The following is a 21,572-nucleotide window of genomic DNA, read 5'->3' on the forward strand; positions in this document are numbered from 1 at the left end:
TTATGCGTGTTAAGGGAACAAATACAACCAGGATTAGAAGAAAAAAATGGTTAAAACAAGCTAGTGGTAGCTTTGGGACAAGAAAAGCTTCTTTTAAGGCAGCTAAACAAACTGTTATCCAAGCAAGCAAGTATGCTTACCGTGATAGGAGACAGAAAAAACGTGAGTTTCGTTCGTTGTGGATCTTAAGGTTAAATGCTGCACTGCGTGCACAAGGGATGACTTATTCAGTGTTTATCAATGAATTGAAAAAAGCCAAGATAGTCATTAACAGAAAGGTACTTTCTGAACTAGCAATTAAAGAACCTAATAAGTTAAATCTGATTATCAATACCATCAAAAAACCAACTAATAAACCAACTGTTGCAAAAACTTAGTAACGTTTTTAAAGTTAAGTTTTGCCACCTGTTTAAACTGTTCAATTTGACTAAAACCGCGTTGTTGGTTAAGAAATAACAACGCTTGTTCAATGCCATGACTACTGCCTTTGGGTAAATCATAGTTTACCTTTTGGTTGAGTAATTGCAGCTGATTAATAAAGCTATCTCTTGCTAAGATAGATGCAGCTGCAATCACCAGTGACTTAGTTTCACCATTAATTAGAAACTGATCAGGTAATAACACTGTTTTATCAGTGAAATTAGTTAGCTTATTTAGATAGTTAACAAATAACTCTTGATTGGCAAACTGGTCAATGCTAATTGTTACTGTTTGTCTTAATAACTGATTTTTTTCCAGTAACTTTTGGTAAAGCTGACAGTGTAAATTGGTCAAAAGTAAATTGGTATTTTTCAGTGATTTTGTCAAATCATTATACTGCTTGGGATCTAATGTAATTGTATGGTGATCCATTACTGTTGTTTGGATCGATTTAGCTAACAGTTTGACAGTGTGATCACTGAGTTTTTTTGAATCAGTTACTTGTAAATTTTCAAGATTAATAAGCTGTTTTTTTTCAATTAAAACAGCACTAACACAAATCCCACCAAAACTATCACCCTTGCCAGATTCATCACTGCCAATTAAATAAAAATCAGCTGGTTTGTAATGTTGCAACTATCTAGTTAATTAATAAAATTATACTTACTCTGATTGATTCTTAATGGCTGAACAGAAACGTGATTATTATGAAGTGTTAGGAATAACCCCTGATGCTGATCAATCAGAGATTAAAAAAGCCTTTCGTAAGCTGGCTAAAAAGTACCATCCTGATCGTAACAACGCGCCTGATGCTGCTAAGATTTTTGCTGAAATTAATGAAGCAAATGATGTTTTATCAAACCCCAAAAAAAGAGCTAACTATGATAAGTATGGTTTTGATGGGGTTGATGGTGAACCTGCTTTTAACTTCCAAGCAGATGTTTTTCAATCCTTTTTTGAAGAGATAGCAAAATCAGGGGTTTTTAACAACCAAACCAATCCTGAACAAAAAGAAAAAAAGAAACGTTACCACTGGTTCTCCAAAAAACCTAAGCAAGAACAACCTGAAATTAACTTAGATCACGTTGTTGAGCAAACCATTAAAAAGGTGCAACAAAACCAAAACCAAAACAAAGACCCAGATGAATTACGTTCTAAGGTCCCTGGAGAGGTTACTGCTAGTGATTGGGAAGCATTGGTTGGTGATACTAGGTATGGGTATTTTGATGAAACAGGGGATTGGAGTTGAAAGGGTTACTTTGATGAACAGGGCAAATGGGTTTGAAACGAACCAGTTGATTCTGAAACCAGTGAGGTATCAGTTGAACCTGAACCAACCCCAGTTGCCCCTGAAGCTAGTTTTGAAGAAGCTCAACCTGAAATTAATGCTGAACCAGAAGCTAGTTTTGAATCAACTCCAACTCCAGAACCAGTTGCCCCAGAAGCTAGTTTTGAAGAAGCTCAACCTGAACCAACTCCAATTCCTGAACCAATCCCAACCCCAGTTCAAGTTCAACCCCTGTTGTTAGATCTCAACCTCTTTACTATCCCAACTAAAGCTACTAAGGATGATCTTTTGTTTGACAACATTAACCTCACTACCTATGAACAAGTTGTTGATTATCTCAACAGTCAAGCAACCCCTAATTTAGCTAAAACCGATGGTGAATTGCAAACGATTGATGGTACCAACCCATTGTTATTAGAACAGTGCAAAAAGATCAAAAAACAAGCAGAACAACTCTTTAAAAAACTCTTTTTAAAAAAACAACTCCCCTTCATCACCCAACCTGAAGTTGTTGAGGAAAGTAAAACCAGTTTTGATGAGAACAACGTTAACCTTGTTTACTTTGAAAAGGTCCCTGAAATCCTTTTCATTAACCAACAACCTAAGGAGGTAAAATACACCCGTCAAGTCTTTGATGGGTTGACAAACAAAACAACTAGTGAAACGATTACACTAGAGATCCAACTCCTCCAAACCCCAAAAGAGACTGTTAGTGCCATTTTTAAAGGCTTTGGTAATGACCATGGCAAGGGCTGTGGGGATTTAAAGATTGTTTTTGAAAAGATTAAAAGCCCCTTTTTTCAAGTCAATGAGGATGGCTTGCACTCTGCTTGCATCATTGACCCTTTAGTTGCTTACAACGGCGGGATTATCGATGTGTTTGGGCCCTACACTAACTTCCAAGTTAAGGTAGATGGGGAGATAGACATCAATGCCATTATGAAGTTTGAAAAACTAGGCATTGCTAAAACCAAGCGCAAGGGCGATCTTTTTGTCCATCTCTATTACAGTAGTGTCCCTAAAAAGAAACTCACCACTAACCCCCAAGTTCAACAGTTCTTAGAACTTTTACAAGCTGAATATGAACTGTTGCAAGACAACATCAAGAGCTTAAAGTACTTTAAAAATAACCTAGTTATCCCCAAAAAGCCACTTGATCAACAAAGCTATCAATACCTCTCCCAAGAACCCATTAGTTAGAATTTGTTAATATGTGTGAAAAATCACAAACAATTAAAGAGCTTTTAAACGCCATTAGAACCTTAGTTGTCAAGAACAATAAAGCTAAGGTTAGTATGATTGAAAAGGAACTGTTAGCTTTTGTTAGTGAACTTGACAAAAAGTTCAAACAACAACTCAACAACTTCAATGAACTACAACAAAAGATCCCACTACTCCAAAAAGCTAACGAAGAGTTTGCTTTAAAGTTTGAAAGGATGCAACGCGAAGCACAAAACCAGATCCAAGCCAAACTAGATGAGTTGAATCTTAAAAATAAAAAGGAGTTAGAACAAGCCAAGAAATATGCGATTGCCAAAACCCTTGACCAACCCTTAAACATCATCGATCAGTTTGAAATCGCGCTTTCATATGCCCAAAAAGACCCTCAAGTAAAAAACTATACCACTGGTTTTACCATGGTACTTGATGCTTTTTCAAGGTGATTGGAAGCAAATGGGGTTACCAAGATTAAGATTGAACCAGGGATGGAATTTGATGAAAAGATTATGTCTGCATTGGAACTAGTTGATTCTAACCTTGCTAAAAACAAGGTAGTAAGAGTCTCAAAATCTGGCTATAAACTCTATGACAAAGTGATCCGCTTTGCATCAGTATTTGTCAGCAAAGGTAATAAAAAATCATAATAACAACTTATGAGTGAACAAAAAAGAAGAACAATCCAAATTGCGATAAGTGAAGACCACTATGAAGAGTTACAAAAGGCATTGGAACTACTTAAAGGGACCCAATTACCCTTTTCAACCACTGTTGAACAGTTTGTGGAGTTAATCTTATCTAACTATGTAGCTACTTCCAATAAGATTAGTAGTTTAGCTAAGAGTGGTTTTGATGTAGCTTCATTGCAGCAAGAACTTGAGAAGATAGGTAACCTTAGTGGGGTTGATGATAACCTCAAGGGTTTTCTCTCAGAACTGTTGAAAACCTCAAGGAATGGGTTTAGTAACCCCAATAAAGATGGCAAAAAAAATGATGACGATAATAACTCGTCATCAAAATCATAGTTATATAAAACTTTAAGTGGTGCCGAATAACAGAGTCGAACTGTTCTCTGATCCTTACCATGGATCTGTTTTGCCCCTAAACCAATTCGGCAGCAAAGCTAATTTCAATTTTAAATTCAAACTTTAGATGAAAAGTAACTACAGTGCAACTAACATCAAGATCTTAAAGGGTTTGGATGCAGTTAAAAAGCGTCCGGGGATGTACATTGGTTCTACTGATAGTAAGGGTCTGCACCACATGCTATGGGAAATTCTTGCTAACAGTGTTGATGAAGTTTTAGCTGGTTATGCAACCAATATTACTGTTACTTTAGATCTCAACAACACCATTACTGTTAGTGATGATGGCAGGGGTATTCCCTATGAGATCCACCAAGACAGTAACATCTCTACGATCGATACAGTTTTCACCTTTCTCCATGCAGGGGGGAAGTTTGATGATCAGTCATACAAACTAGCAGGGGGATTACATGGGGTTGGTGCATCAGTGGTCAATGCCTTAAGTGATCATTTAGAAGTAACAGTGAAAAGAAATGGTCAGATCTACCAATCAGTTTATCAAGCTGGGGGTAAGATCATCCAAAAAGCCAAAAAGATTGGTGATACAACTAGCCATGGTACCACTGTTAGTTTCCATGCTGACCCTAAGGTCTTTAAAAAGGCTCAATTTGATAGCAACATTATTAAAAGCAGGTTAAAAGAGCTAAGCTTTCTGTTTGCTAAACTAAAGCTCACTTTTACTGATCAAAAAACTAATAAAACCACTGTTTTTTTTAGTACCTCAGGACTAGTTCAGTTCCTTGATGAAATTAATAATACTGTAGAAACACTTGGCCAAAAAACACTGATTAAAGGTGAGAAGGATGGGATTGAAGTGGAAGTGGTTTTCCAGTTTAACCAATCAGATCAAGAGACAATCTTATCATTTGCTAACTCGATTAAAACCTTTGAAGGAGGGAGTCATGAAAATGGGTTTTGTCTTGCCATTAGTGATGTGATCAACAGCTATTGCAGAAAGTACAACTTACTAAAAGAAAAAGATAAAAACTTTCAACTTAGTGAGATCAGACAAGGGTTGAATGCTATTATCAAAGTTAACTTACCTGAAAAAAACATCGCTTTTGAAGGACAAACTAAGAGTAAGTTGTTTTCAAAGGAAGTGAAAAACGTTGTTTATGAATTGGTCCAACAACACTATTTCCAGTTTCTGGAAAGAAACAACAATGATGCTAAATTGATCATTGATAAACTACTCAATGCTAGAAAGATTAAAGAGCAAATCAAACAACAACGTGAGTTGAAAAAAAGTTTATCAAGTCCCCAAAAAGAGAAGATCTTATTTGGGAAGTTAGCACCTTGTCAAACCAAAAAAACCAGTGAAAAAGAGTTGTTTATTGTTGAAGGTGATAGTGCTGGTGGCACTGCTAAAATGGGCCGTGATAGAATTTTTCAAGCTATCTTACCTTTGCGCGGCAAGGTGTTAAATGTTGAAAAAATTAACAATAAGAAGGAAGCGATCACTAACGAAGAGATCCTCACTTTAATCTTTTGTATTGGTACAGGGATTTTAACTAACTTCAACATCAAGGACTTAAAGTACGGAAAGATCATCATTATGACTGATGCAGATAATGATGGCGCACACATCCAAATCCTCTTACTTACCTTCTTTTATAGGTACATGCAACCCTTAATTGAACTGGGCCATGTCTATCTAGCTCTTCCTCCTTTATATAAACTGGAAACCAAAGATAGAAAAACAGTTAAATACCTCTGGAGTGATTTGGAGTTGGAATCAGTCAAACTAAAGCTTAATAACTTCACTTTACAACGATACAAAGGACTTGGAGAGATGAATGCTGATCAGTTGTGAGATACTACTATGAATCCAACTACCAGAAAGCTAGTGCAAGTAAAGCTTGATGATCTAATTAACGCTGAAAAGCAAATCAACATCTTTATGGGTGAAAAGAGTGATTTGCGCAAACACTGGATTGAAGCCAACATTAACTTTAGTGTGGAAAACTAATGGATCAAAAAAACAACAACCTCTTTCAAAAGGCAATTGAAGAAGTCTTTGCAGTTAGCTTTAGTAAGTATGCTAAATACATCATCCAAGATAGAGCTTTACCTGATCTAAGAGATGGGTTAAAACCAGTACAAAGACGGATCTTATATGGGATGTTTCAAATGGGCTTAAAACCCACCACTCCCTATAAAAAATCAGCCCGTGCTGTTGGGGAGATCATGGGGAAATACCACCCCCATGGTGATAGTTCCATTTATGATGCAATTATCAGAATGTCCCAAAGCTGAAAGAACAACTGAACAACTGTTTCTATCCATGGTAACAATGGTTCAGTGGATGGGGATAATGCTGCAGCAATGCGTTACACAGAAACCCGCTTAAGCTTGTATGGATTTGAACTATTAAAAGACATTGATAAAAAGTTAGTTAGTTTTATCAATAACTTTGATGATAGTGAAAAAGAACCAACGGTTTTACCAACCTTACTGCCTAACCTCTTTATCAATGGTGCGAGTGGGATAGCTGCTGGATATGCAACTAATATTGCTCCCCATAACACTAATGAACTATTAGATAGTCTTTGCTTGCGAATAGACCAACCTAATTGTGAACTTAAACAAATTTTAAAAATTGTTAAAGGTCCTGATTTTCCAACAGGGGGTAATGTTTATTTTGAAAAGAGTTTAAGTGATATTTATCAAGCAGGCAAAGGTAAATTTATTATCCAAGCTAAGTATGAAGTTAACAAGAACTTAAACCAGATTGAAATTACCCAAATCCCTTATGAAACACTGAAAGCTAACATTGTCAAACAAATTGAAGAGATTATCTTTGACAATAAACTATCTGCTATTGAAAGTGTCATTGATAGTTCAGATCGCAACGGCATTAGGATCATTATTAAACACAAGGACTTTTTGCCTGCTGAGAAGATCATGGCCTTTTTGTTTAAACACACCCAACTCCAAGTGAACTTTAACCTTAATAACACCGTGATTGCTAACCGCTTTCCCATCCAAATTGGTTTACTAAGTTACCTCGATCATTTTTTAAAGTTTTGTCATGAACTAATTATTAATAAAGCTAAGTATGAACTTGAGCTTGCAAGCAAGCGCTTGGAAATTATTTTAGGACTAATTAAAGCGATTAGTATCATTGATAAAATCATCAAATTAATTAGATCAGCAGTTGACAAAAGTGATGCAAGAGAAAAGTTAATTGATAACTTTAAATTTACTTTTAACCAAGCAGAGGCAATTGTTAGTTTGCGACTTTACCAACTAACTAACACTGATATTTTTGAACTTAACCAAGAACAAAATGAACTTGAAAAAACTGTGATTAGTTCAGAGCAACTAATTGCTAGTGAAAAAGCAAGAAACAAACTCCTAAAAAAACAGTTTGAAGGTTATAAAAAGCAGTTTCACCAGCAACGAAGGTCACAAATATGTGGCTTTATTAACCAAAAAAAGGTGGAGGAAAGTGAGCTAATTGAAAACAAAACTTATGGGGTTTTAATCACTAAAGCTGGTAACTACCATAAGTTTGAATCTAACCAACTATTAAAAAGCACCACTGATTTTAAAAGTGAGAGTGACACAATTATCTTTGCACAAACTATTGCTAATACCGACCAAATTTTTATTGTCACTTCACTAGGTAACATTATTAATATCCCTGTTTATAAATTAGCTTTCAATTCCAAAAATAAACTAGCAAGTTTAGTTAGTAAAAAACCAATCCTTTTGGAGTATGAAACGATTGTTTTTGTTGGAACAATGAACAGTGTAAACCAACCAATCCTTGTTTTAACTTCCAAACTAGGAATGGTTAAACGGATTGATTTAACCAAACTTAACATTAAGCCACTTAAAGCTACTTTGTGTATCTCACTCCGTGATAAAGACCATTTAGTAAGTGCATTTTTACAACAAGATGATAAACTGATCTGTTTAGTGTCTGATCACAACTATTACACTGTTTTTCACACCAATGAGATCCCATTAATTAGTAGTAAGGGGATGGGAGTGAAGGGGATGAAGTTAAAACTAGAGGATCAAATTAAGTTTGTTGTTGCTTTTGAAGCTAATGAACCGTTAGTGATGATATGTAGTGATGGTAGTGTCATTAACTTAAAACAAACTGAACTAGTTGTAGTTAGCAGGATGGCAACTGCAAAAAAACTGCCTGTTAAGAAAGCAATTAACTATTGTTTTAGTGATGCAACTAACACCCAGTTAATTAATTTTCAGGGTAAGAACGGTAGTAAATTAATTACAACTAGTGAACTGAACCAGATGAGTAAAACTGCAATTAGTCAAACCAGGTTTAACAAACTTAATTAGGTTTGGTTGTGGATCTTTTTATCATATTTTTCTATCTCTTCTTTTAGAGTAGTTAATAAGGCTTTAATCTTTTGGTAGTCCATTCTGGTTGGTCCTACTATAGCAAGTTGGTGCTTGGCTTCACTGGTGGTATTGATTAAAGTAGAAGCAACTGATATCTCTTTAAAACCCAATTGATCACCAAAGACAATGTTGGTCTTTTGGTTGGTTTGGTTTATGAATGCCATCTGTTGTCAAACACTAGTATCTTCAAGCAGATTTAAGATTTTAGTGAGTTTCTCTTGGTTAGCAAACTCGGGTTGTTTAGCAAGGTATTGGATCCCATAGATCTTTTTATTTGCCTCAATTTGATCTAAATCAAATAACTTAAATAAGATCTCATCAATTACATACTGATACTCATGAACCTTGGTTCTAATGATCTCTTTTAAAACTTCTAGTTGGTTGTTAATCTCTGAAAAGCGGGTATCAATGATGCGATCATTAAAGATCCTTACACAAATAACAATGTCTTCAAACTGCCTTTGGTTAGCATAGCTAATGGTTTTTTTAAAGACTTTACCACTAGCGGAGACCAATAAAAATAAGGCAAATGACTTATCAAGGATGATCAGATCAATCTTTTTTAAAACTTCATCACTACTAAAGTTAGTTAACACTACTGGTAGGTTAATGATCTCATTGATAAACTTAACCCCAAGTTCAATCACCTCATCAATCGTTTTGTGTTGCTGGAGAATAACACTTCTTAAGCGGGTTTTCAGATCGTTAGTGGTGTTACTAACATTTAACACTTTGACATAATACTGATAACCAATTTGGGAAGGAACACGGCCTGAAGAGATGTGGTTTTTCTTTAAGAACCCTTTTTTCTCTAAAGCTGCCATCTCATTTCGTAATGTTCCCCCAGAGAGGTTTTTAAAATATTTTTTGGTTAGTAATTTACTGCCAACAGGGATAGCATAAGCAATGTATTCATTGATAATTGCTTTGAGAATTTGGGCTTGCCGTGGCGTTAAATTCTTCATTAGTTATCTAATTTTATCTTTTAACAATAACCAGCTTGACCACTAATCTAAAACAAAAGTTAAAAACTGCACCTAAAAAACCGGGGTGTTATTTGTGAAAAGATAGTAACGGTAAAGTTTTATATGTTGGTAAAGCTAGTAATATTTTCAACAGGGTCCACCAGTATTTTCAAAAGAATAATCCTTATAAAACCCAGCTATTATCAAGCCAAATTAGTGATGTTGATTTTTTCATTCTCAAAGATGAAAATGATGCTTTAAATCTGGAAGCAAAGCTCATTAATCAATATCAACCCCGCTTTAACTTAGTTTTAAAACAAAACAATGGTTATCTTTATTTTTATATCACTAAAGCCAAAAAACCTACCTTGGAATTAGCCAGAAAATACCAGATTAAAACCACTAAGTGCTTTGGACCGTTTGCTTCAAGTAAGTTTAAGTTACGTGAGATCCATGACCTACTTTTAAAACTCTTTCCTTTAAGAAAGTGTGCACCTCACCAAAAAAACCACCCGTGCTTTTATTTTCAGATGGGTTTATGTATGGGGCAATGTATGCAAACTGATACTAAGGAAAAATACCAACAGGTAATTAGTAACATTGAACAGTTTTTTAATGACCCTAGTGTGGTAATTAACTATTTAAAAGCTGCAGAAAAAAAGGCAAGTGATAATCAGGAATTTGAAAAGGCCCAGCAGTTTCTAACACTGCAAAAAGCAGTTTTAGAGTTAACAAAAACCCACCATACCACTATCATTAAACAAAAATCAAGCCATGATTTTATTGGGTATGTCTTTCAAAATAACGTTTTGGCCATTACCATTTTTTGTTATGAAAAAGGGGAGTTAACTGATAAAGAACAAGCAGTGTTTACCCTAGAGCAAACTGACATTGTGGAAGTTGAAAGTGCTATTATCACCTTTATCTACCACCACTATAAAACTACCCCACTTCCAAGTAAGATTACTGTTTCACTTGATGAAACTAACCTAAAACTTATTAGTGATAGCTTAAAAATTGGTGTTTTTAAGCCCAAGAATGGTAATGAAAAACTGATCTTACAAACTGTTATTGATAATGCCAAACATGCACTTGCAACCAAGTGGTTGAAGTTTACTAGTAACTATGATAAAACCCAGCTCCACAAGGATTTAGCACAACTTCTAAATACTGATTATATCCATAGTCTTGAGATTATTGATGTGTCATTCTATGATCAAAACCATGTTGTTGGTTGCATGTTAAGGTTTGAAGATGGTAAAAAGATCAAACACTTATCAAGAAGATACAACATTAACAGTTTAAAAAAAGGTGATACTAACCACATTGCTTTACTTGTTTACAGAAGGATCTTAAGTGCGATGCAAACCAAAGCTAACCTCCCTTTTAGTGATCTTTTAATTATTGATGGTGGTAAAGCACAAATTAAAAGTGTTAAGCAAGTTTTTAGTCTCTTCAGTAATGTTAAACCACCCATTATCATTGGACTAGTTAAAAACAAAAACCACCAAACTGATCACATTATGTTATCTGATTTCCAAGTTAAAAAGATAGCAATTAACTCCCCACTCTTTCACTATTTAGCAACAATCCAAACTGAAGTTGATGGTTTTGCTAAAAGAAGTGCTTTTAATAAGTTAAGTAACCACCAACTGCAAAACCCGTTGCTACAAATCCCAGGAGTTGGCAAGATAACTGCCCAAATTCTCTTTGATAACTTTCAAACGCTCAATAACATAAAATTAGCTTCAGTTAATGAGTTAAGCCAGTTTATTAAAAAACCATTAGCACAAAAGATTAAAACTTACTTTGCAAAACAAACTGATTAAGGTTTTGGTAATTGCTGATACCCATGGTCAAAACCAGAGGTGGATTGAACTGAAAAACTACCATAACCCTGATGTGATTATCCATGCAGGAGATCACATGACCACTAAACAATTCATGGATCAAAATGCTACTTTTTGAGTGGCAGGTAACAACGATTCAATTGGCAATGAAATTGAAATTTTCCAGTTAGGGCAAATTAACTTTGTGTTAATGCATGGTCACCAAGCACCAAGAGATAACCTGAAAAAGTGGTACCAATTATTAGTTTTAAAAGCACAACAATACCCTTGTGATGTTTTAATCTTTGGTCATAGTCACATTGAATATACCAACAAAATTAATATGATCCAGTTAATCAACCCTGGTTCTCTACAACTACCAAGAAACCAAACCAACACCCCTTCATACTGTACCTTTATTGTCAATAAAGACGAGCTAACTGATCTAACTATCCACTATTACCAAGCTTCAAAAGTTAGTTAACAGGATCTTTTAGATAGATAGGTTGTAAGGTTAGAGGATCTTCGATTCTTTCAAAGTGATCGATGTTGCTTAATAACAGCTTGCTATAACTCTCAATGTTTTCAAAGTTTTCATACATAGGAAGTTCATTGTTTGCCTTACATAACTTCACAAAATCAGCTTTACTAATTAGCTTTATTTCACTAGTAGTTTGGCTGTATAGTCCACAATAGTTCTGATCATTACCACAACTAATCTTGCTAATCCCATGTTCATATGGGATTTGAAAGCGGAGTGAATTTAAAGCATAAAGTTCACAACTGGGATACAATAAACACCAGCTTTTAGCAATGATAGTTGCTATCCTCTGACCGGTGAAACTACCAGGGCCAATTGTGACATAAAACTGTTTAATACTGCTTTTTTTCAACTTGTTTTTTGTTAACATTGTCTCCAGATAATAAACAGCAAGTTCAGTTAAGTTCTGTTCAACACCAATGGACAACTCATCAACCACTGCATTGGTTTTCATCTCTAAAATAATGATGTTAAGGGTTTTATAAGCACAGTCTAAAAACAGCTTATACTTACTTAAAAAGAACATGGAGTGGATCGGTTAAAGATAAGTTTAAACTCTTAAGTTTCGTTGAAAACTTAGGTTCAAGTGGGGCGTGAAAGTCCATAGGTTTGTTTAAAGTGGGATGGATAAAACAGATCCTGTTTGCATGGAGAAACTGACCATAGCTATCTTTCTTTTCACTTTTAATTCCATACAGTGGATCATTATAAACTGGATGTTGGATAAATTTCAGATGCACTCTAATTTGGTGGGTTCTACCTGTTAACAATTCCAAGCTAATTAGTGCTGCTTTTTCATTCTGATTAATCACTTTAAACTTAGTTATTGCTTGCTTTGCTTTAGCAGTTTGGGCTATTTTAAACATTACCTTGTTGTTATTAACCCTTGCTAAAGGTGCATTAATTGAACCAGTTAAGGCATTAAAAGGGAAGTGGACTAGTGCTACATAATAACGTTTTAAGGTGCGATTTTGCAGTTGATTTTGCAAATTTAATAAGCTTGCTTGGTTTTTACAGACAACAATTGCCCCACTAGTATCACGGTCCAATCTGTGCACTAAGTAAACAGGGTTTTTGTTGTTGTGAAAGATACAAGCAGCTAACAAGCTGGCTTTTTCATTGAAAGTGGTGGGATGGGTTAACAAACCTGATGGTTTGTTAATAACCATCAAATCCTTGTCTTCAAAAAGAACCTCAAGCTTTAAGTTATAAGGTTCAACACTAGTAATGAAATCACTAGTTGTCTCATCATGAATCTCAACTTTAATTACATCATCTTTTGCAACTATTAAACTGTTTTTAAAAGTTAGTTTTTCATTAACTTTAATCTGTCCATTCATGATCAGCTTCACTACCTTTACTCTTGAAAGGTTCAGTAAGCTAGCTAAAAGACTATCTAAGCGTTTGGTAGTTGTAACAACAAAACACTGTTTCATTACTGGTTTTTGGAATGTTTAAACTCTTTGAACATCTGGATTAAAAAACAAAAGAATAAACCTATAAAACCAAAGGTAATACAACAATCAGCAAAGTTAAATACTGAACTACCATTCTGAAAGATAAAGTAATCTAACACTGAATCATTAGCTGAAGTTAAACGATCAAAGAAGTTTCCAAGTGAACCAAATGCTAAAGTTGTAATTCAAAAGATGTAACTATATTTCACCATAAAAACAAGAAAAACTAACGCAATTACTGATAATAATCCCTGGAGAAAGTAAACTAAGCCAGTTTGGTTTTGTAATAAGCTAAACCCTACCCCTTTGTTTCTAATCACATAGATATTAATAAAACCACTATTTGCTACCATGGTGTTATCCATCTCACCATTTAACGCATTTCTTAATATGAAAACTTGCAGTAAGATAATAAAGCCAACAAACCCAATCATTGTCAGTTTATAGAATAAAAATGGTTTTTGGTTTGCAGTTAAAACCTGGTGTTTAAGTTGTGAAAAAAACTTGGTTTTTCTTAATTTCATCTACTTGTATATTCAGTTAAAATTCACTAATTAACTAACAAAAATTATTAAGGAGTATTAACACTTTTTTACTAGTTTTTAAACTAACTTTTTTAAGTGTAATCCTAGTTTAATTTCTGGTAGTTTTCTTTACTAATAGCTACTTGTAAAAAATTAAAAGTTAGAATTAATGGCACTATTTAGTATATAGATATCAGGCTTTGGGGAAAACAAAAAACAAATCAGACTGACAGATCTTTCTAGAAGATTACCGTTTTTATTTTGAAACAGATTTTGATTGGGTTACATACCTGAACAACTGTTTAAACAGCTATCCTGATTTTGACATCATCAAGTTCATTAAGAAGTATGGCCCTGAGTGTGAAAAGAGCTTTCTAAGCTGACAGAGCAAAGCTAAGAGTGATGTTTACAGTGAACTGACTAACAAGATTAAAAAACAACAGTTCTCAGAACAGTTAATTTACCAGCTAGTCCAACTTGATGCTTTACGAACTAACTATTTAATTGGTTCGTTGTTTTCAGATAACAAAACCCAGCGCAAACTCCTGAAGCGTTCTTGAAAAAATGCTAAGAAAGAAGGTTATACAAAACAAGAATGGTTGATGATCTTAGTTGGTTTACCCTTTGAAAAAGGTGCTTATCATAAGCAGTTATATGACCATTCACGTCAGGAGATCTTAGATCTTACTGAAGTTATTAAAAAGCTTTATCTAAAAACAGAGACCAACAACGATAAGCTTGAGTTTGCTGCAACTACTAGTAAAACAACAGCGCAGCTAACTAAAACTATGCCCTTAAACAGTAGTGATCTTGATAAGGATCTAATGGAGTTTAGTGGTGAGAAGTGAGGTGATAATTAGTGCCTAAGATTGAAGTTAAAAATGATGATTTAGAGCTAGCTTTAAAAAAGTTTAAAAGGATATCACTGGAAGTACGCAGGTTAGCACAACGCCATGAATACCACTTGCGCAAAGGGATGCGGTTAAGAGAAAAACAAAAGATAGCACAGAAAAAGCGCAGGAAGTTTCGCAGTTTAGCTAGCCATTAAGATGGATAATAAAAACCCCCAGAAACTTATTACTAGTGAATTGTTGGCAAACCACCGCTTTAATTTTGCTAAAGATGATAAAGGTGGGTATGATGCTAATGAAGTTGATGCATTCTTAGATCAACTAACCAAGACTTTAATCCACTATGAGGAGATGAAAAACAACGAACAAGAATTGAAAAATGCTTATGACAAGTTGTTTTCAGATCGTGATCAGATTTTAAGTCGTTGTGCTAAATTAGAAGCTGATTTAAACACCTTTTATGAAAATGGTTATGCAAACAAGGTGTTAATTAACCGGGTTCAGGAGTTGGAGGATAAACTTGAAAAACTACCTGATCGTTACACTGAAAAACTAGAAAGGATTGAAAAACTGTTAAAAAAGGTCATTAAACACTGAACTGATGGGGAGGACATTAGTAACTTTGAAGATGAGTTTTTTTAAAGATGGTTGTTGGGATAGGGATTGATGTTGTGCAATTAAAGCGCTTCTTAACTTTAGTTGAAACTAGTGATTGTTTTGCTAAACGATTGTTAACTAGCAATGAACTAAACAGTTATTGAAAGCTAAACAATAACCAAAGAGCTAATTTTCTAGCAGTGCATTGAACTTTAAAAGAAGCGATTTATAAAGCTACCAGTCACATCAAACCACTTTTCACTAAACTTGAAATTTATAAACTTAACAACCAGTACCGGTGTGAATTTATCCAAAACATCAACCTGTTGTTATCAGTTAGTTACACTAATTGCCATGTTAGTGCTATCTGTTTAGCACAACAAAATGGATAAACTATTTAAAACAAGTTTTAGATTCATAATAAGGTTTTTACAAATCCTGAGTTTACCAGTTGTTTTTCCTTACTTTTTATTAAGCTTTTTAGCTTGTTTAATTACTAGTAAAAACTATGAATCACTCCCTTATAACTATCCCCCTGAAATCCGATTCAAAAAGGTGTATAGATTGGTATCAATGTGACTTTACATTAAGGGAATTAAAGTAGTGACAGTAAATGACAAGATTATCCCTAAAAAACCAGTTTTAGTGGTAGCTAACCACAAATCTAACCTTGATCCTTTAGTATTAATTAAGGCCTTTGGCAGGTTGAAAAATAGTCCACCATTAACCTTTGTTGCTAAGATTGAACTGAAAGATACAGTCCTTTTTAAACTGATGAAATTAATTGATTGTGTTTTTATTGATCGAAAAAACATCAGACAAATTGCCAATGCATTGGAAACCCAACAACAACTAATTCGCCAGGGCACTGCTATTGCTGTTTTTGCTGAAGGGACTAGGATTTTAAGTAATGACATTGGGGAATTTAAACCAGGAGCACTAAAGGTTGCTTACAATGCTTTTGTACCTATCTTACCAGTTAGTATTGTGGGTAGCTTAGGAAAGATGGAATCAAACAAAAGGCTAAAAGAACATGGTGTTAAGAAAAGTTCAAACTATGAGGTTAAAGTAATCTTTAACAAGCTAATTAACCCAATTAGTTTTAACCAGATTGATTCTAATAACCTTGCTAATAACATTAGAAGCATTATTAGTGATGCATACACTAGTGAAAAACCAAGCAATGATTAGTTTAATTTTTGATAAAAGCAACAGTTTTAACCCCCAACTTTGTGTTGAACTTCTCAACCACTTTAAAGTGGTTATGCTAACTAAAACCATCGTTGTTGACTATCCCAGCTTTCAAGCATGAAAAGCACAACTCAAACCGTTTAAATTAGCAGTTTTTAGTGATAATTTGCAAACCGAATTAACCCCAAATTCAAAACTCACAGTTTTTAACAACTACCAGCAACTTTTAGTTGATAATAATGACCTAATTATCTTTGCAACCCCCACTTTAGTTCAGCTTTTTGATAATGAGATTGACCAGTTAATAGTTATCAATCCCACTAGTAAATCTAAAGATCAGTTTAACTGTAATTGAAACGACTTTGTTTTAATTAAACAAACTAATTTCAAGAACCATCAAGTTGGTTATTTTGATAAAAAAAGTAGTTATGAACCACCTTTCACTGTTGTTACAGACCACTTCTTTGGGAACCTAACTGATTTATTTAGTCTTTTAGTTGATAAAAAGGTAAGTGTAAATGATGTGGATATTGGCTTGATTTCCTTACAATATCTCAATATCATTGCAAATTACACCAATAAAAAAGCCATTGAAAAGATCACTGATTATCTGGTGATTACAAGCAAAATTCTCGCTAAAAAAGCAGATAATCTGCTCAATGATCATCAGGAAGAGAGTGTGTTGGAATATGATTTAGCTACTAATAACTTTCGTGATAAGATGATCGCTAACTTAGTGGAACACAAACGCTATTGTGATTCACTGGGTGAATTTGAAAAACTCAGGGTTAACCGCTTAGCTTACTTTTCCAAAGCTAATGAGATGGAGCAATTTATCAAAACAGCTAATGATCAACTTGTTACAGTTGAAGATCAACTCCCTAACTATATTAGTGTCTTAAAACTCTTTCATGCTATGAACAAGTTACTGGAGATGAGACTCAGCTCTCTTCTAACAAATAAAAACATCACCATTAAAGAGTTATCAGTTGAACAGGTTCAAAAGGAGTTGGTTTTAGCAATCAAACAGTTTAACTACCAAACAGTTTCTTTAAAGCGGGTGTTATTAAAACTTAACCATCCTATCTCTTTAATGTATTTTGTTACTGCTTTTGTGGCACTTTTAGTGCTATTAAACAACCAGGTAATAGGTTTGGAACAAAAAGATTATCACAGTGAACTTTACATCTTTTTACTAGATGAAAACCAACTGAAAACCTTCCAAGAATCACCAGATGAAATGGTAAAAAGAATCCAAGCTCAACAACAGCAAAACGAACTGATAATTGCTAAAAACAAGCAACTAAGAGCTATCAAAAACAAACAAAAGCGAGCTGATTATCTAAAAAAGAAATATGGTGAAAATTACTTAGATAAAACTAACTTAAAAGATGAAAACAACAATTAATATTGCCACCCCTACCCTAAAAAAACCTAGCAAAGAAGCTAACTTGGTTGCTAGTATCTATGGGTTGTTATTTGTTTGTGGCGCGAAAGGGATCACTTTAAGAGAACTAATTAGGATCTTTAAAAAAGCAGGGATTGAAAAGGTGAAATTAGCACTCTTAGCACTTGAAAGGAAGTTAGCAGATGATGAGCAATCAGGAGTGGAGTTGAAAAAATTTGGTAATAGTTTTTCTTTGGTAACAAAACCAATTATCAAAGACTATCTCCACTTATTATTGGCTCATAAAGTCAAAAATCCCCTTAATTCCAAAGCAATGGAAGTGTTGGCTATCATTGCTTACAACCAACCTTGCACCAGACCCAGAATTAATGAAATTAGGGGAGTTGATTCTTTTCAAATTGTTGATGATCTAATAGCAAAAGAGTTAATTGTGGAGTTAGGGAGAACTGATAAACCAGGTCGACCTTTTATTTATGAAGTGTCAGCTAAGTTCTATGATTTATTTGGCATTGATAGCTTAGATCAACTCCCTAAGATTGAGCATTTTGATCTTGATAAATTTAAGCAAGGTAGCTTTTTTGATTCCAACCGCTATGGTGATGAATAACCTTATATAATTTACAACATGGATAAAATAGCTATTTTAACTTCGGGTGGTGATGCTAGTGGGATGAATGCCACCATCGCTTATCTAACCAAATATGCAATTGCAAAGCAATTGGAAGTTTTTTATGTAAAAAACGGTTATTATGGCTTGTATCACAACCATTTTATCACCAGTAAGGAACTTGATTTAACTGACTTTTTCTTTATGGGGGGAACAGTAATAGGATCAAGTCGTTTCAAACAGTTTCAAGATCCTAGCTTACGAAAACAAGCAGTTTTAAACCTCAAAAAACGTGGTATTAACAACCTTGTTGTTATTGGTGGGGATGGGAGTTATATGGGTGCTAAAGCACTCAGTGAATTAGGATTAAACTGCTTTTGTTTACCTGGTACGATCGACAATGATGTCAATTCCAGTGAATTTACCATTGGTTTTTGAACTGCTTTAGAAGCAATTCGGGTTAATGTTGAAGCAATTTATCACACCACCAAATCCCATAACCGCTTAGCAATCATAGAAGTGATGGGGCGTGATTGTAGTGATCTGACCATCTTTGGGGGGTTAGCTACTAATGCTAGTTTTGTTGTTACTAGCAAAAATAGCTTGGATCTCAATGGCTTTGAAAAAGCAGTGAGAAAGGTGTTGCAATTCCAGAACTATTGTGTTGTTTTGGTTAGTGAAAACATCTATGGTAAGAACGGTTTACCTAGTTTAGAAATGGTTAAAGAGCACTTTGAAAACAACGCAATTAAGTGTAACCTAGTTTCACTAGGACACACCCAAAGGGGCTTTAGTCCTAATAGTATCGAACTCTTTCAGATTAGTTTAATGGCTAAACACACGATTGATCTGGTTGTAAATAATGCCAACAGTCAAGTAATAGGGATGAAAAACAACCAAGCAGTTAACTATGATTTTAACACTGCTTTTAATTTACCAAAAGCTGATAGAACCAAGTTACTTAACCAAGTTAACACTGCAATTATTTAACGATGATTGACCATTTAAAAAGAACAAAGATAATCGCTACCTGTGGCCCAGCTTTAACAAAAAGCTTGGTTAGCTTAAAGATGCTTGATGATAATGAGTATGCAGCTATTAAAAAGGTTGCTTATGCCAACATTGAAGCAATTATTAAAAGTGGGGTTAGTGTGATTAGGCTTAACTTCTCTCATGGTACCCATGAAGAACAACAAGTGAGGATCAAGATAGTAAGGGATGTAGCGAAAGCAATGAACATCCCTGTTTCTATTATGTTAGATACAAATGGTCCTGAGATCAGGATAGTAGAAACTAAAAAAGAGGGTTTGAAAATCACCAAAGATAGTGAAGTGATTATCAACACCATGAGTAAAATGATCGCTAGTGACAACCAGTTTGCTGTCAGTGATGCTAGTGGCAAATACAACATGGTTAATGATGTGAATATAGGTCAGAAAATCCTTGTTGATGATGGTAAGTTAACCCTGGTTGTCACAAGGGTTGACAAACAACATAACCAGGTTATCTGTGTTGCAAAAAACGACCACACAGTTTTCACTAAAAAAAGACTTAACCTACCCAACGCACAGTACTCTATCCCTTTTCTCAGTGAAAAGGATCTGAAGGATATTGACTTTGGTTTAAGCCAAGGTATTGACTATATTGCTGCCTCTTTTGTTAATACTGTTGCAGATATTAAACAACTGAGAGATTATCTGAAATTAAAGAATGCTAGTGGGGTGAAGATCATCGCTAAGATTGAATCTAATCATGCTTTAAATAACATTGATAAGATCATTAAAGCTAGCGATGGGATTATGGTTGCTAGGGGTGATTTGGGCCTTGAAATCCCTTATTACCAAGTCCCTTACTGACAAAGGTACATGATTAAAGCTTGTCGCTTTTTTAACAAGCGTTCTATTACTGCAACCCAAATGCTTGATTCACTAGAAAAAAACATCCAACCAACCCGAGCTGAAGTGACTGATGTTTACTTTGCAGTTGATCGGGGTAATGATGCAACTATGTTAAGTGGGGAAACTGCTAGTGGGCTTTACCCTTTAAATGCAGTAGCGGTGATGCAAAAGATTGATAAACAATCAGAAACCTTCTTTGATTACCAGTATAACGTTAACTATTATTTGAAAAACTCCACGGCAAATAAAAGTAGGTTTTGACACAACGTTGTTTTACCTTTAACAAAAAAGACTGTTCCTAAAAGAAAACTTGTTAACAGTGCCTTTAAGTATGACTTTATTGTCTATCCTACTAATAACATTAACAGGATCTATGCATTATCAAACGCACGCTTAGCAGCAGCAGTTATTATTTTAACCAACAACAAACGGGTTTACACTGGCCATGGTGTTGATTATGGGATCTTCTGTTATTTAATTGATAAAAACCCCAACCAGCTAACCAAAGCTGAACTGATTGAACTTGCTTGAAAAGCAATTAACCACTATCAGGCTTATGGTGATTTAGAAAAACTCAAACAGTGTTTAGCTGTCTATAATGAAACAATTATCAATCTTTAGATAAAAATTGGTGAGAGTTTGTAAAATATTGTACACGGTGCCTTAGCCAAGTGGACTCAAGGCCTGGAGCTGCAACCTCCATATCGTCAGTTCGAATCTGACAGGCACCTCCATGTACATGAAAGTTAACTACTCTCCATGTGCAAACGGGAAGTAGCTTAGTTTGGTAGAGCACTTGGTTTGGGACCAAGGGGTCGCAGGTTCAAATCCTGTCTTCCCGACCAAAAGGCTGGATACCTCAGTTGGTTAGAGGGCCCGGTTCATACCCGGGTTGTCGTGAGTTCGAGTCTCACTCCAGCCACCAAAGTTACTTAAATATTAAAGGATCTATAGCTCAATTGGTTAGAGCCCCCGACTCATAATCGGTCTGTTACAGGTTCAAGTCCTGTTAGATCCACCACTTTGCTGTGTTAGAATCATATTTGCCGCAATTTTGTGGAGACTTACCCAAGCGGCTGAAGGGTTCGGTCTTGAAAACCGAGAGGTGCTTTATAAGCACGCGAGGGTTCGAATCCCTCAGTCTCCGCCAAATAATATTTAATCGCGGGATAGAGCAGTTGGTCAGCTCGTCAGGCTCATAATCTGAAGGTCGAGGGTTCAAATCCCTCTCCCGCAACCATGGTTCCATGGTGTAGTGATAACATATCTCCCTGTCACGGAGGGGTTGCGGGTTTGATTCCCGTTGGAACCGCCAT

The 21,572-nt window shown here is 35.0% G+C and carries 22 protein-coding genes and 8 tRNA genes; 24 read left to right on the forward strand and 6 right to left on the reverse strand.

Features of this window, described 5'->3' with window-relative positions; translation table 4 throughout:
- Window positions 1-2 precede the first annotated feature (2 nt).
- Complete coding sequence (rplT, locus tag MG_RS01120; RefSeq protein WP_009885739.1) at window positions 3-377, forward strand: 50S ribosomal protein L20; 375 nt, start codon at window positions 3-5, stop codon at window positions 375-377.
- On the opposite strand, the gene MG_RS01125 is transcribed toward rplT, so the two are convergent.
- Window positions 349-1,056 carry a ribonuclease HIII gene (locus MG_RS01125; RefSeq protein ID WP_009885740.1) on the reverse strand — a complete coding sequence of 236 codons (708 nt, stop codon included), beginning with the start codon at window positions 1,054-1,056 and terminating at the stop codon, window positions 349-351. The genes rplT and MG_RS01125 overlap by 29 nt on opposite strands.
- A 46-nt stretch (window positions 1,057-1,102) precedes the next feature.
- On the opposite strand from MG_RS01125, the gene MG_RS02890 reads away from it, so the two are divergent.
- Genes MG_RS02890 through MG_RS01140 form a run of 3 tightly spaced genes read left to right on the forward strand, consistent with a single transcriptional unit; the run spans window position 1,103 to window position 3,951 of the window.
- Window positions 1,103-2,908 (forward strand): DnaJ domain-containing protein, encoded by a 1,806-nt coding sequence (locus MG_RS02890; RefSeq protein WP_010869369.1) that lies wholly within the window; start codon window positions 1,103-1,105, stop codon window positions 2,906-2,908.
- Between the two features lie 11 nt (window positions 2,909-2,919).
- Entirely contained in the window at window positions 2,920-3,573 is a 654-nt protein-coding gene (locus tag MG_RS01135) for a nucleotide exchange factor GrpE (protein ID WP_009885741.1), read from the forward strand.
- Between the two features lie 9 nt (window positions 3,574-3,582).
- Window positions 3,583-3,951: an MPN121 family protein gene (locus MG_RS01140; protein WP_010869370.1), complete on the forward strand. Its 369-nt coding sequence runs from the start codon at window positions 3,583-3,585 to the stop codon at window positions 3,949-3,951.
- A 17-nt stretch (window positions 3,952-3,968) separates the two neighbouring features.
- Here MG_RS01140 and MG_RS01145 read toward each other — a convergent pair.
- A tRNA-Thr gene (locus MG_RS01145) sits at window positions 3,969-4,042 on the reverse strand.
- 36 nt (window positions 4,043-4,078) lie between these two features.
- Between MG_RS01145 and parE the strand changes: the two genes are divergently transcribed.
- The gene (gene parE / locus MG_RS01150; protein ID WP_010869371.1) at window positions 4,079-5,980 is read left to right on the forward strand and encodes a DNA topoisomerase IV subunit B; all 1,902 of its coding nucleotides are present in this window, start codon (window positions 4,079-4,081) and stop codon (window positions 5,978-5,980) included.
- Window positions 5,980-8,325: a DNA topoisomerase IV subunit A gene (gene parC / locus MG_RS01155; protein ID WP_010869372.1), complete on the forward strand. Its 2,346-nt coding sequence runs from the start codon at window positions 5,980-5,982 to the stop codon at window positions 8,323-8,325. The genes parE and parC overlap by 1 nt, the downstream gene beginning before the upstream one ends.
- Here the strand turns inward: parC and hrcA are convergent.
- The gene (hrcA, locus tag MG_RS01160) at window positions 8,322-9,353 is read right to left on the reverse strand and encodes a heat-inducible transcriptional repressor HrcA (protein ID WP_009885743.1); all 1,032 of its coding nucleotides are present in this window, start codon (window positions 9,351-9,353) and stop codon (window positions 8,322-8,324) included. The two genes, parC and hrcA, sit on opposite strands and share 4 nt — an antisense overlap.
- A gap of 35 nt (window positions 9,354-9,388) precedes the next feature.
- On the opposite strand from hrcA, the gene uvrC reads away from it, so the two are divergent.
- Both uvrC and MG_RS01170 read left to right on the forward strand, forming a co-directional pair.
- Window positions 9,389-11,182 (forward strand): excinuclease ABC subunit UvrC, encoded by a 1,794-nt coding sequence (gene uvrC / locus MG_RS01165; RefSeq protein WP_010869373.1) that lies wholly within the window; start codon window positions 9,389-9,391, stop codon window positions 11,180-11,182.
- A complete protein-coding gene (locus MG_RS01170) occupies window positions 11,175-11,666 on the forward strand; it encodes a metallophosphoesterase (protein ID WP_193328797.1) in 492 nt (163 codons plus the stop codon). The genes uvrC and MG_RS01170 overlap by 8 nt, the downstream gene beginning before the upstream one ends.
- Here the strand turns inward: MG_RS01170 and tsaB are convergent.
- Genes tsaB through lspA form a run of 3 tightly spaced genes read right to left on the reverse strand, consistent with a single transcriptional unit; the run spans window position 11,659 to window position 13,704 of the window.
- Complete coding sequence (tsaB, locus tag MG_RS01175) at window positions 11,659-12,249, reverse strand: tRNA (adenosine(37)-N6)-threonylcarbamoyltransferase complex dimerization subunit type 1 TsaB (protein ID WP_009885745.1); 591 nt, start codon at window positions 12,247-12,249, stop codon at window positions 11,659-11,661. The two genes, MG_RS01170 and tsaB, sit on opposite strands and share 8 nt — an antisense overlap.
- Window positions 12,233-13,159 carry an RluA family pseudouridine synthase gene (locus MG_RS01180; protein ID WP_009885746.1) on the reverse strand — a complete coding sequence of 309 codons (927 nt, stop codon included), beginning with the start codon at window positions 13,157-13,159 and terminating at the stop codon, window positions 12,233-12,235. Before MG_RS01180 ends, tsaB begins: the two co-directional genes overlap by 17 nt.
- Window positions 13,159-13,704, reverse strand: coding sequence for a signal peptidase II (gene lspA / locus MG_RS01185; protein ID WP_009885747.1), 546 nt, complete (start codon window positions 13,702-13,704; stop codon window positions 13,159-13,161). The genes MG_RS01180 and lspA overlap by 1 nt, the downstream gene beginning before the upstream one ends.
- A 200-nt stretch (window positions 13,705-13,904) precedes the next feature.
- On the opposite strand from lspA, the gene MG_RS01190 reads away from it, so the two are divergent.
- The 16 genes from MG_RS01190 to MG_RS01265 all read left to right on the forward strand — a co-directional run bounded on the left by MG_RS01190 (window position 13,905) and on the right by MG_RS01265 (window position 21,571).
- Window positions 13,905-14,564, forward strand: a complete 660-nt coding sequence (locus MG_RS01190) for a DUF5454 family protein (protein WP_009885748.1) — start codon at window positions 13,905-13,907, stop codon at window positions 14,562-14,564.
- Window positions 14,564-14,752 carry a 30S ribosomal protein S21 gene (rpsU, locus tag MG_RS01195; protein ID WP_009885749.1) on the forward strand — a complete coding sequence of 63 codons (189 nt, stop codon included), beginning with the start codon at window positions 14,564-14,566 and terminating at the stop codon, window positions 14,750-14,752. Before MG_RS01190 ends, rpsU begins: the two co-directional genes overlap by 1 nt.
- Window position 14,753: 1 nt before the next feature.
- Window positions 14,754-15,197 carry a DivIVA domain-containing protein gene (locus MG_RS01200; protein WP_009885750.1) on the forward strand — a complete coding sequence of 148 codons (444 nt, stop codon included), beginning with the start codon at window positions 14,754-14,756 and terminating at the stop codon, window positions 15,195-15,197.
- A 2-nt stretch (window positions 15,198-15,199) separates the two neighbouring features.
- Window positions 15,200-15,544 carry a holo-ACP synthase gene (locus MG_RS01205; RefSeq protein ID WP_009885751.1) on the forward strand — a complete coding sequence of 115 codons (345 nt, stop codon included), beginning with the start codon at window positions 15,200-15,202 and terminating at the stop codon, window positions 15,542-15,544.
- Complete coding sequence (locus MG_RS01210; protein WP_009885752.1) at window positions 15,537-16,343, forward strand: 1-acyl-sn-glycerol-3-phosphate acyltransferase; 807 nt, start codon at window positions 15,537-15,539, stop codon at window positions 16,341-16,343. The genes MG_RS01205 and MG_RS01210 overlap by 8 nt, the downstream gene beginning before the upstream one ends.
- The gene (gene scpA, locus MG_RS01215) at window positions 16,336-17,751 is read left to right on the forward strand and encodes a segregation/condensation protein A (protein WP_010869374.1); all 1,416 of its coding nucleotides are present in this window, start codon (window positions 16,336-16,338) and stop codon (window positions 17,749-17,751) included. Before MG_RS01210 ends, scpA begins: the two co-directional genes overlap by 8 nt.
- Window positions 17,735-18,358, forward strand: coding sequence for an SMC-Scp complex subunit ScpB (gene scpB / locus MG_RS01220; RefSeq protein ID WP_009885754.1), 624 nt, complete (start codon window positions 17,735-17,737; stop codon window positions 18,356-18,358). The genes scpA and scpB overlap by 17 nt, the downstream gene beginning before the upstream one ends.
- 18 nt (window positions 18,359-18,376) lie before the next feature.
- Window positions 18,377-19,348: an ATP-dependent 6-phosphofructokinase gene (locus MG_RS01225; protein ID WP_010869375.1), complete on the forward strand. Its 972-nt coding sequence runs from the start codon at window positions 18,377-18,379 to the stop codon at window positions 19,346-19,348.
- Between the two features lie 2 nt (window positions 19,349-19,350).
- The gene (gene pyk / locus MG_RS01230) at window positions 19,351-20,877 is read left to right on the forward strand and encodes a pyruvate kinase (RefSeq protein ID WP_009885755.1); all 1,527 of its coding nucleotides are present in this window, start codon (window positions 19,351-19,353) and stop codon (window positions 20,875-20,877) included.
- 36 nt (window positions 20,878-20,913) lie between these two features.
- Window positions 20,914-20,990: transfer RNA gene (locus MG_RS01235), tRNA-Cys, on the forward strand.
- A 34-nt stretch (window positions 20,991-21,024) separates the two neighbouring features.
- Window positions 21,025-21,101: transfer RNA gene (locus MG_RS01240), tRNA-Pro, on the forward strand.
- A gap of 3 nt (window positions 21,102-21,104) precedes the next feature.
- Window positions 21,105-21,181 (forward strand) — tRNA-Met (locus MG_RS01245).
- A gap of 19 nt (window positions 21,182-21,200) precedes the next feature.
- A tRNA-Ile gene (locus MG_RS01250) sits at window positions 21,201-21,277 on the forward strand.
- 37 nt (window positions 21,278-21,314) lie between these two features.
- Window positions 21,315-21,406, forward strand: a tRNA-Ser gene (locus MG_RS01255).
- A gap of 13 nt (window positions 21,407-21,419) precedes the next feature.
- Window positions 21,420-21,496, forward strand: a tRNA-Met gene (locus tag MG_RS01260).
- Window position 21,497: 1 nt separating this feature from the next.
- Window positions 21,498-21,571: transfer RNA gene (locus tag MG_RS01265), tRNA-Asp, on the forward strand.
- Window position 21,572 lies beyond the last annotated feature (1 nt).

Source organism: Mycoplasmoides genitalium G37 (genome assembly GCF_000027325.1).
In the GTDB taxonomy this organism is placed as follows: Bacteria; Bacillota_I; Bacilli_A; order Mycoplasmatales; family Mycoplasmoidaceae; genus Mycoplasmoides; species Mycoplasmoides genitalium.